We start from the raw sequence: 10,154 nt of genomic DNA, 5'->3' as shown, positions 1-10,154 counted from the left end.
CATAATGCCGAACTGGTCGAGCAGCTGAACCAGGCCTCCGTCGATGCCGGCCTCGCCCGCGACCGCGCCCAGAAGCTCTTCGGAGCGGGTCTGACCGGCTATCTGAACGTGCTGACGACCGAACAGACCGCCCTGTCCGCCGAAGATCAGGCCGTCGTCGGACGCCTCGCCCGCGTCCGCAACGCCGTCGCCCTCTACATCGCCCTCGGCGCCGGATGGCAGGGAAAAGCCCTCACCGACACAAGGCTCCCCGTCGAAGTCAAACAGCAAAACGCTTTCGTCAGAGCCTTCACTCGGTAATCCTGAGCGGATTGATCGCATAAAACCATTTGGGTTTTATGACGAAACACGACAATATCCGTTCAGGACTCCCTGACCAGTCAACAAGGATCAGTGATGGGCAAACTGACCTTGTGGCGCAATATTCCCGCATTTGTGGCAGCTACTTGCGTGCTTTGTTCTCCCGTACACGCACGAAACATCCATGACTGCGTCACCATGAGCGAGGTCCTCCCCTTCCTTAACCCGGCTGGCGCTCCCGTTATTCATGTCCAGATCAACGGCCATGATGTCGGCTCTTTCTTCTCGACATTCACAACACGGACCAGCGTCTGGGATGCAAAAGGGTTTGATTTTTACCGTCTTGATCCCATCAGAACCATGTCGGTCACCGGAACAGGCGGAAACTACTCCACCACGATCGAAAGCCTCCAGATCGGTCAATCCGTGCTCAAAGACATGACAGCCCTGCTAGTCAATGAGCGGCCTCCAAAAACGCCGGATGGCCTGCTTCTGATGATGGATCTCGGATGGGACATTCTTGGACAATACCATCTACTCATCGACAGGTATTCGCAGAAAATCGGCATTTTCACTTACGATACTGCTGCGGATTGCCCGGATATCGGAACACTTCTGAAAAACCCGGGACCAGCCATTCCACTGACAGCCATTGATGATGAGTCTCCGCAACTCAATCAGATGACGGCTCTTCTGGATGGCCATAAGGTGGACATGCAGATCAATACCAGCGCCAACCGCTCCATTATCCAGCAATGGGTAGCGCGGAAGATGGGGATTTCACGCCACATCCTCAAACAGGACGACGAAATCCGGGTCGGCGCTGGCGACGTCCTGCTGGGGCACAGGCATCATTTCAGCACGCTGCAAATCGGCTCACACACGCTGCATGACATCACGCTGGATGTCGTCCCCGATGCGGAGTTCAATATTCTTGGGATGGACGTCCTCAAGCACTTCAACGTTCTGATCAATCCCATGGCCGGTAAACTCTGGCTGGAGGACTACGTTCCGCCGCCCGGCCATGTGGAGGAAAAGGCCCTCCCTTGGTCGCCGACCCATGACCGGCTCAGTATCACCCATGCCAGCGAGGAAAAGCAGGCCCCACCTCTCCCCGCCGGAAAGCCCTGAGGGTCAGGCTTCTGCCGAACCGCCGTCCACGTCAAACGTCACACCCTGCGCCAGCGGCAGGGTGCGCCCATAATTGATGGCGTTGGTCTGGCGACGCATATAGGCCTTCCATGAATCCGAACCGGACTCACGGCCACCGCCGGTCTCCTTTTCACCGCCGAACGCCCCGCCAATTTCCGCACCGGACGGCCCCATATTCACGTTCGCAATGCCACAATCCGCCCCCCGCGCAGAGAGGAACTGCTCCACTTCCCGGATATCGGTCGCAAAGATCGAAGATGACAGCCCCTGCACCACGTCGTTCTGAAGCGCGATGGCCTCATCGAGTGTGTCATATTTCATGACATACAGGATCGGCGCGAATGTCTCTTCCAGAACCGGCCCCACCTGAGACGGCATTTCGACCAGTGCCGGGCGCGCATAAAATGACGCCTCCCCGTTCACATCGACGCGGGTTCCGCCATGAACCGTACCGCCTGCATCCGCCGCAGCCTTGAGACTGTCCTGCATCATTGTGAAGGAAGCCGCGTCAATCAGGGGCCCGACAAGCGCCGTTCCTTCGATCGGATTACCAACCGAAATGCTCCTGTAGACATTCACCAGTTTTGGCACGAGCGTGTCGTAAACGCTGGAATGGACGAACAGACGCCGCAATGTCGTGCAACGCTGACCCGCAGTTCCCATCGCGCCGAACGCAACAGCCCGCAGCGTCAGATCCAGATCGGCCGAAGGCGTGACGATGGACGCATTGTTGCCGCCGAGTTCCAGAATAGAACGCCCGAAACGACGTGCCACGCGCTCGCCCACGTCACGGCCCATTCGGGTCGAACCAGTTGCGGAAATGACCGGCACGCGGCGATCTTCCACCATCAGTTCGCCAATATCGCGTCCGCCGACCAGCAATGTGCTGAGCGCGGCTGGTGCGTCATTCCCAAAACGTGCTGCCGCCTTCAGGAACAAAGCCTGCGTGGCGAGCGCGGTCAGCGGCGTCTTTTCCGAAGGCTTCCAGATCACGCTATCCCCGCAGACCAGCGCCAGAGCGGCATTCCACGACCAGACTGCGACCGGGAAATTGAACGCGGAGATGATGCCAACCGGCCCAACGGGATGCCACTGTTCCGTCAGACGATGGTCCGGTCGTTCGGAGGGGATCGTCAGGCCGTAAAGCTGGCGGGACAGACCGACCGCGAAATCGCAGATATCGATCATTTCCTGCACTTCACCCAGGCCTTCGGACGGAACCTTGCCCACTTCCAGCGTCACGAGCCGACCAAGCGCGTCCTTGTTCGCCCGCAATTCCTCACCGAGCAGGCGGACCAGTTCACCACGACGCGGTGCTGGAACCCTGCGCCAGACCTTGAACGCCTCTGCCGCACGGCCGATCGTCGCTTGCGCCTCGTCCGCGCTGATTTCCGCAACTTCAGCAATCCGCTCGCCCGTTAGTGGCGATGTGACAGCCAGAGTGCCGCCCGAGTAGAGATCAGCCGACACGCCAAGGCTGTCGAGAAGCGTTGTGACTTCGGAGCTGAGAGAGGCAGCCATTGTTCTTCCTGTCTGGGTTGCATAGCAGTGATCCCATTCACAAACCGTTACGCCTCCGACGTCAAGATGATCCCGAAGACAGCCTCCCCAGACAGCGGCATATTTTCCGGTCTGGGTGAAAGGGGGAAAAACCGTTAGGATCATCTCAGGCACAGCCTTGCCGTCACTCTTTTCAGGCCGTAACGGCGGCAGTGATGACGGCGCAATCAGAAACACCCGCTCTGAAGGCAGACCCCATGCAGAATTTTGAATTCTACAATCCCACACGCATCATTTTCGGCGAGAATACGATCCCGAAACTGGCAGACCAGATCCCGGCCGAGGCCCGCGTCCTGATCCTTTTTGGCGGTGCAAGTGCAGAGCGCAACGGCACACTTCCGGCTGTACGCGAGGCGCTGGATGGCCGCTTCACCCGTGAATTCGGTGGCATCGAGGCCAATCCGACCTTCGAGACTCTGATGAAAGCGGTCGAGCTGATCCGGAACGAGAAACTGGATTTCCTGCTGGCCGTAGGCGGCGGCTCCGTCATCGACGGCACCAAGTTCGTGGCCGCAGCCGTGGATTTCGAAGGTGATCCGTGGAGCATCCTCACGACGCATGGTGCAAACGTCAAAGCTGCGATGCCGCTGGGAACGGTTCTGACGCTGCCTGCGACGGGTTCGGAAATGAACAGCTTCAGTGTCATCACCCGGCATGCCACCCGCGAGAAACTGGCTTTCGGCAGCCCACACGTCTTCCCGCGCTTCTCGGTTCTGGACCCGACCCGCACTTATTCCCTGCCCGTCCGGCAGATTGCGAATGGCGTCGTGGATTCCTTCGTCCACATCATGGAACAGTACCTGACCTATCCGGCGGACGGTCTGGCTCAGGATCGCTTTGCCGAGGGGCTTCTGCTCAGCCTGATCGAGATCGGGCCGAAAGTCGTTGCAGAACCCGAAAACTACACGCTTCGCGCCAATTTTATGTGGATCGCAACACTGGCGCTCAACGGCATCATCGGCGTCGGTATGCCGCAGGACTGGTCCACGCACAGCATCGGCCATGAACTGACAGCACGTTACGATATCGACCATGCCCGGACACTGGCCATCGTCCTGCCGTCCATGCTGCGTGTCCGCAAAGACGCCAAGCGCGGCAAGCTCCTGCAATATGCGGCTCGTGTCTGGAACCTGCATGAAGGCACGGAAGACGAGCGGATCGAAGCCGCCATCGTACAGACGGAGAAATTCTTCGAAAGTCTCGACATTCCGACCCGCCTCTCCGCTTACGAGATCGGCGAAGAGGGCATTGATCCACTGGTCGCACAACTCGATGCCCACGGCATGACTGCACTGGGGGAACAGTCTGAAATCACTCTGGATGTCAGCCGACGGGTACTTGAGCTGAGCCTGTAAGGCAGGGGGCGGCTCAAGCCGCCCCTCCTCTCAAAACGCCGTCCCGATCACGTCTTTCAGATGCTGGTGATAGGCCGCGAGCGCCGCGTCCACATTTGGCGCCTTCATCACGTCTGTCGCCAGAAACGTCGGAAGCGCGGACATTCCCAGAAATTCATGAGCCTTGTGAAACGGGAAATAAACCCCATCCACGCCACGCCCCTCGAAGAACTGATCCGGGTCCGTAAACGCGTCTTCCGGCGCGTTCCATGTGGCTGAGAGCATGTAATGCTTGCCCTGTACCAGGCCGCCTGAGCCATATTTACGCTCCGGATGTGCGCGGCTGCGACCATCATTGGCATACAGCTTCCCATGACCAGCCGTCATGATTTCGTCCATGTATTTCTTGACGATCCAAGGCACGCCCATCCACCAACCGGGGCACTGATAGATAATCAGATCAGCCCACAGGAAGTTCCCGACTTCCTGTTCCACATCGTATCCGTCATCAATTTTCGTTTGGCGAATGTCGTGCCCGCTCTTGGACAGGATATCGGCGGCAAACGCCTGAAGTGTATCGTTCAGACGACCGTGAGAATGAGCGAAGACCTTGCCGCCATTCAGAAGAAGAATTTTTGTCATGATTGCATATCCATCATTGCCCCAGATCGGAGCTATTGGGCCATCATGACCCCCTGAATCCCACTTGATAAGCGCCACGATCTCCACAAAATTTGTGAAGCAGTTTCACAGATGAGGCAGAAAATGGACAACCGTTTCGGCGAGATGAAAATCTTTCTCCGTGTCGTGGAGAGCGGCAGTTTTTCCGAAGCAGCGCGCCTCTCCATGATGACGCCCTCTACAGTCAGCAAACTGATCGGGCGCATTGAAAGTCGCCTTGGCGTTCAGCTTGTGGAACGCTCGACCCGAAAACTGTCCATCACGCCTGAAGGACTGGCTTATTACGAACGGGCGCAGGCCTTGATTGCGGAACTGGACGATCTGGAGGGCTTCCTGTCCAGAAAAACCGTCCAGTTGACGGGGACCATCCGAATCAATGCTTCTGTAGCGTTCGGAGCGCTGATGCTGGAGCCGCTGCTGCCGGAGTTCTGGGCGGCATATCCGGATATCGTGGTGGATCTATCCCTGTCCGACGAAATGGCGGATCTATATCTGGACCGGACGGATATCGCGTTCCGGGTCGGAAAACTTCAGGATTCCAGCCTGATGGCCAGACATCTGGGGACCGTACCGCGGCTGATTGTCGGGGCACCGGATTATCTGGAGCAGTTCGGGTGGCCTCAGAGCGCGGACGATCTGGAACATCACCGATGTCTGGGTTTCAATTTCCGCCGCGCAGCTCCGGTCTGGCCGTTGCAGGAACGCGGGCGGATCGTAGATCGGATCGTCCGGGGACCGCTACTCGCCAATAATGGTGAAACCGTTCGACGCGCAGCAGTCCGTGGTGCCGGGCTGGCCCGGCTGGCCGAATATCATGTGCGCGACGATCTGGCGGCAGGACGTCTGATCGAAGTGCTGGCAGACAATGCCACGCGGGATGAGGAGGCCATTCATGCGCTTTATCAGGGCGGAAAACGGGTACCGCAACGTATCCGCGCGTTTCTGGACTTCGTTGTTCCGCGCCTTCAGGCCAGTCTTAGCCCGACTTTTATCCGTTGCTCAGAGCCGAGTTGAGGACGGCGGCCAGACGCACACCCGCCTGTTCGAGACGCAGTTGCATGATCGGCCAAGTGAGTTCGGTGTACGCCTTGCCAACATCGGCGCCCTTGTTCGCTGGAAGCGCACCGTAAGCCACACTGCGGGCCAGAGAATGGCTTTCATCGGCCCAGTTGACGGTGGCGTCATGCACGTCACCAGCCGCCAGATCCTGCACCCAGTATTGGGCTTCATCAGGCGTAATCAGAGCGCCGAGACGATCGGCTTCCTGCTTCGCGCGGGCGGGATCGATGCTGTAGAACGGGCCGACATGCAGGTCCGCTTCATGGTCGATTACCCCTTCATCCCATAGGGAATGCAGGTTCATGTGGCCATTGGCGTTATTGCCGAAATAGGTCAGGTGAATTGCATTCCCGCCCATATCCTTGTTGCGCTCAGCAGCATGCAGGGGCTGATGGATATCGCCCATCAGATGAACGACCCATTTCAGCGCGACCAGACGGTCCTGAGGCGATTCATGCGTATCAGCAAGAATCCTGATTTCCTCGGGAAGTTTTTCCACAACACAGGCATGATCGGGGCAGTCGCGAGCCTGATCATAGGCCGGATGAGACACATCGATATCGACATAATGCCATTTCAACGTCTCAGGCGCGCCCCCCTTCTTCTTGGGAACATGGCCGATCGTGTCAGGCCAGGAAGCGACCTGATCAAGGGTCTGGTGGTTTTCAAGCTCCAGCAGGGCCGCTGCCGCTTTGCTGGCCTGAGGTGTCAGGCGCTCCTGAGCAATATCTGCCACGATGGCATGACCATAAGGCCCCCAGGCGAATGCGCTGGAAGAAAAAGCAAGCATACCCGCGCCGATCAGGGACGCACAGAGAACACGAAACTGCATGGAAAACCTGACTGCCCATCTCTGGAAATGACGTTATCCCTGTTTCTCACCCTTTCGGGACCATCACAAGACATTCCAGCGCGCTGTCATAACCTTGTCTCGAACCTGCGCACCCACATGGGAAATCCGGAATAAAAAATCTTGGAATCTCCCGATATCAATAAAATTTCTCAGTTTGGAAAATTATTTTTTCTTTCATGCCAAATTGTGTCGATCAATATTTTATATCTATTTCAGATCGTGCCGATTTATTTCAGATTCCCTGTTGATTGAGAGAAAATTTTTCACAAACCCATCAATCTTTAACCATGATCTTTATCGATAAACATTATGGTTCGTTCAAAATCATCAAGAGGCTTATTCTTTCCAATCCAACTATTAAAAAAAGTATGTCATAAAATTTACCGCATTCTTCAAAATGGTATCATTGCCATTATTGTTATCAAAAAATAACATCCTCTTTAACGACAAGAAAAAGATATATTTTTCTAAATGTCACTTGGTTTTTATTTTGGAGGCTCCAGCATGTCATCCTGGGCACAGGTTTACGATCCAATAGGGAACATCTGGATTTCTGGAGCAATCGCTCTTATTCCAATCCTGTTTTTCTTCTTCGCCCTTCTTTATCTGCATATGAAGGGTCATATTGCCTGCACCATTACTGTGGGAATTACTTTCGCACTGGCCGTCCTGTTTTATGGAATGCCCGTGTTCACAGCTGTCGCCGCCGGTCTGTATGGTTTCGCTTATGGATTATGGCCGATTTCCTGGATCATCATCGGGGCGGTCTTTCTGTACAAGATTTCCGTCCGGACAGGTCAGTTCGACATTATCCGTCATTCCATTTCCACAGTCTCGAAAGATCAGCGTATCCAGCTTCTTCTGGTTGCATTCGCTTTTGGAGCCTTTCTGGAAGGAGCTGCCGGTTTTGGCGCGCCTGTAGCCATTACAACCGCGCTGCTCGTCGGACTTGGATTTCCACCAATCTATGCCGCAGGACTGTGCCTGATCGCCAATGCAGCCCCCGGCGCATTCGGAGCCATGGGCATTCCCGTGATCGTTGGCGCACAGGTGATCGGGGCCGAGCCTTATGCTGTGGGACGGCTTGTCGTCATGCAGTTGATCCTGATTGGCATCATCATTCCGTTCTGGCTGGTCGCCGTTGTGGACGGCATGCGCGGCATTCGTGAGACATGGCCCGTCATTCTCTTTACCGGCGTTGTTTTTGCCCTCACGCAGTCATTGACGGCCCTGCTGATCGGGCCGGAACTTCCTGATATCATTGCACCGCTGGTGACGATGGTTGCCATCCCGGTCTTTCTGCGGTTCTGGAAGCCAAGCCGGGTTTTCCGTTTCGACACCGGCGATACACCCGCAGATGCCGTGATTGACAAAGTGTCTTACACGTCATCGCAGATCATACGGGCCTGGTCTCCGTTCATCATTCTCACGGCCTTCGTCGCCATTTGGAGCATCAAGCCCTTCAAGGCGCTGTTTGCCGCTGGTGGGCCATTGAACTGGACGGTTCTCGTCATTCAGTTTCCGGGATTGCATAACCTTGTCCTGAAAACGGCTCCGATCGTCCCCAACCCGACCCCTTACGCCGCAATCTTCAAGCTGGATTTCATTTCCTCTGTTGGAACAGCCATTCTGCTCGCCGGTGTGATGACTGTTCTGTTCCTGAAGATGCGCCCCACAGATGCCCTCGCAACATTCCGCGACACTTTGCGCGAACTGCGTATTCCCATTTACGCCATCGGCATGGTGCTGGCTTTTGCGTTTCTTGCAAACTACTCCGGCCTTTCCACCACGCTGGCTCTGGTGCTCGCCATGACCAAGGGCGCTTTCACGTTCTTCGCACCGCTTCTGGGCTGGCTTGGGGTGTTCCTCACAGGCTCCGATACGTCTTCCAACGCGCTGTTCGGCGGACTTCAGGCGGCAACCGGACGGCAGATCGGAGTGAGCGGGGAGCTTCTGGTGGCAGCGAATACTGTCGGCGGCGCAGTTGGAAAGATGATTTCTCCGCAATCCATCGCTGTGGCCTCTGCGGCCGTCGGGCTGGTCGGGCGCGAGGGCGAACTGCTGCATTTCACGCTGAAATGCAGCATCATTCTGGCCGTTCTGGTTGGGCTCATCACGACAGCACTGGTTTTCATGGGGGTAGGCGCCTGATCCTGCGCTGACCTGAGAGCGGTGATGATGGGGCGCAGGAACATTTCTGCGCCCGTTTTCTTTTCAGGGTCTGAACAGAATTGCCGTATAAGGCCCCCAAAAACGAATTGAGAAGCATTCTCAATAATAACAAACCTCATTGCACGAACATCCCGACGACTACTCGCGTTTCCTCGAAGATTCCTGACAATAGAGCATCGTCGAACTCTTCAGGATTTTTCGGGAACCATAATAAGATAACAAGCGTTTTCGCTTTCTATCCTTTCGCGATATCGTCCGAAAACTTTACTTTTCATGGGATTATTTACCGATAATCAGCTCTTCACGGTTGCATGATCACGCGACGTCTGTAGGTTGCAGACCTCTGTAAGGTGACACTGATCACGGTCATGTCATCCGTCTCGAGTGTATGCGAAGAGTGATCCTACATGACGAAAGATCGTCACTGCCCTCTTGTTGACCTCCATACGTCCTCCCCCAATGCCATGCGCCTGAACCGGCTGACGCGGATGTCGCGCCGCGATACGCTGATGACAGGCATGGCGGGCGTGGGCGTTCTGGCGGTTGGAAATGTCGTGGCCGCAGAGCCTGCGACTGGCGCCGATCCGGAACTTGAGCGCTTCATGAAGGTGTCAACGCGCCTGACAGATCGCGCCTCTCTTGATCCCCGGATCGGAAAGGCACTGTACGAGCGCATTCTCCAGTCCGGCCCGGAGCTTAAAGCTCAGCTTTCAAAGCTCGAGACGCTTCTGGAGAGCGGGAATTATGAAAATGCCTCCGCCTTCGCCAAGGCCGCCGAACAGGCCGACCCGGCGTTCAAGGACGTCATTCATGACATCATGACCGGCTGGTATCGCGGGGTCGCGGACGGCAAGGTTGTGGTCTATCGCTCCGCCCTGATGTTCGACGTCACCAAGGACGCGATCTACCCCAAGACCTATGCCGCAGGCGGCCCGTTCTACTGGACGACCCAACCTCCCGAAGTCGACAAGCCGACCGGCGCGCCTGCGCTGTCGCCGTCCAAGTTCGACGTGGAACCTACCTGAGAGCGGGAACAGCATCTC

The 10,154-nt window shown here is 56.3% G+C and carries 8 protein-coding genes and 1 pseudogene; 6 read left to right on the top strand and 3 right to left on the bottom strand.

What is annotated here, in order from left to right; translation table 11 throughout:
• Together JK208_RS03175 and JK208_RS03170 are read left to right on the top strand one after the other, a co-directional pair.
• Positions 1-300 (top strand): annotated as a pseudogene (locus JK208_RS03175) (TolC family protein); the annotation flags it as partial.
• Between the two features lie 198 nt (positions 301-498).
• Complete coding sequence (locus tag JK208_RS03170) at positions 499-1,431, top strand: retroviral-like aspartic protease family protein (protein WP_211574295.1); 933 nt, start codon at positions 499-501, stop codon at positions 1,429-1,431.
• A gap of 3 nt (positions 1,432-1,434) precedes the next feature.
• On the opposite strand, the gene JK208_RS03165 is transcribed toward JK208_RS03170, so the two are convergent.
• On the bottom strand, positions 1,435-2,973 hold the full coding sequence (locus JK208_RS03165; protein ID WP_211574294.1) for an aldehyde dehydrogenase family protein: 1,539 nt from the start codon (positions 2,971-2,973) through the stop codon (positions 1,435-1,437).
• A 236-nt stretch (positions 2,974-3,209) separates the two neighbouring features.
• On the opposite strand from JK208_RS03165, the gene JK208_RS03160 reads away from it, so the two are divergent.
• A complete protein-coding gene (locus tag JK208_RS03160) occupies positions 3,210-4,367 on the top strand; it encodes an iron-containing alcohol dehydrogenase (RefSeq protein ID WP_211574293.1) in 1,158 nt (385 codons plus the stop codon).
• A 30-nt stretch (positions 4,368-4,397) separates the two neighbouring features.
• On the opposite strand, the gene JK208_RS03155 is transcribed toward JK208_RS03160, so the two are convergent.
• Positions 4,398-4,988: an NAD(P)H-dependent oxidoreductase gene (locus JK208_RS03155; protein WP_211574292.1), complete on the bottom strand. Its 591-nt coding sequence runs from the start codon at positions 4,986-4,988 to the stop codon at positions 4,398-4,400.
• 123 nt (positions 4,989-5,111) lie between these two features.
• On the opposite strand from JK208_RS03155, the gene JK208_RS03150 reads away from it, so the two are divergent.
• On the top strand, positions 5,112-6,041 hold the full coding sequence (locus tag JK208_RS03150) for a LysR family transcriptional regulator (RefSeq protein ID WP_211574291.1): 930 nt from the start codon (positions 5,112-5,114) through the stop codon (positions 6,039-6,041).
• Here JK208_RS03150 and JK208_RS03145 read toward each other — a convergent pair.
• Positions 6,016-6,918 carry a S1/P1 nuclease gene (locus JK208_RS03145; protein WP_211574290.1) on the bottom strand — a complete coding sequence of 301 codons (903 nt, stop codon included), beginning with the start codon at positions 6,916-6,918 and terminating at the stop codon, positions 6,016-6,018. The two genes, JK208_RS03150 and JK208_RS03145, sit on opposite strands and share 26 nt — an antisense overlap.
• A 525-nt stretch (positions 6,919-7,443) precedes the next feature.
• Here JK208_RS03145 and JK208_RS03140 point away from each other — a divergent pair.
• Together JK208_RS03140 and JK208_RS03135 are read left to right on the top strand one after the other, a co-directional pair.
• Positions 7,444-9,090: a lactate permease LctP family transporter gene (locus JK208_RS03140; protein ID WP_211574289.1), complete on the top strand. Its 1,647-nt coding sequence runs from the start codon at positions 7,444-7,446 to the stop codon at positions 9,088-9,090.
• A gap of 428 nt (positions 9,091-9,518) precedes the next feature.
• Positions 9,519-10,136, top strand: a complete 618-nt coding sequence (locus JK208_RS03135) for a sorbitol dehydrogenase family protein (RefSeq protein WP_211574288.1) — start codon at positions 9,519-9,521, stop codon at positions 10,134-10,136.
• Positions 10,137-10,154: the final 18 nt, after the last annotated feature.

The organism is Gluconobacter sp. Dm-74, from assembly GCF_018256135.1.
GTDB classification, from domain to species: domain Bacteria; phylum Pseudomonadota; class Alphaproteobacteria; order Acetobacterales; family Acetobacteraceae; genus Gluconobacter; species Gluconobacter cadivus.
The sequence above is the reverse complement of the archived record's forward strand: the minus strand, read 5'-3'. Positions and strand labels throughout refer to the sequence as shown.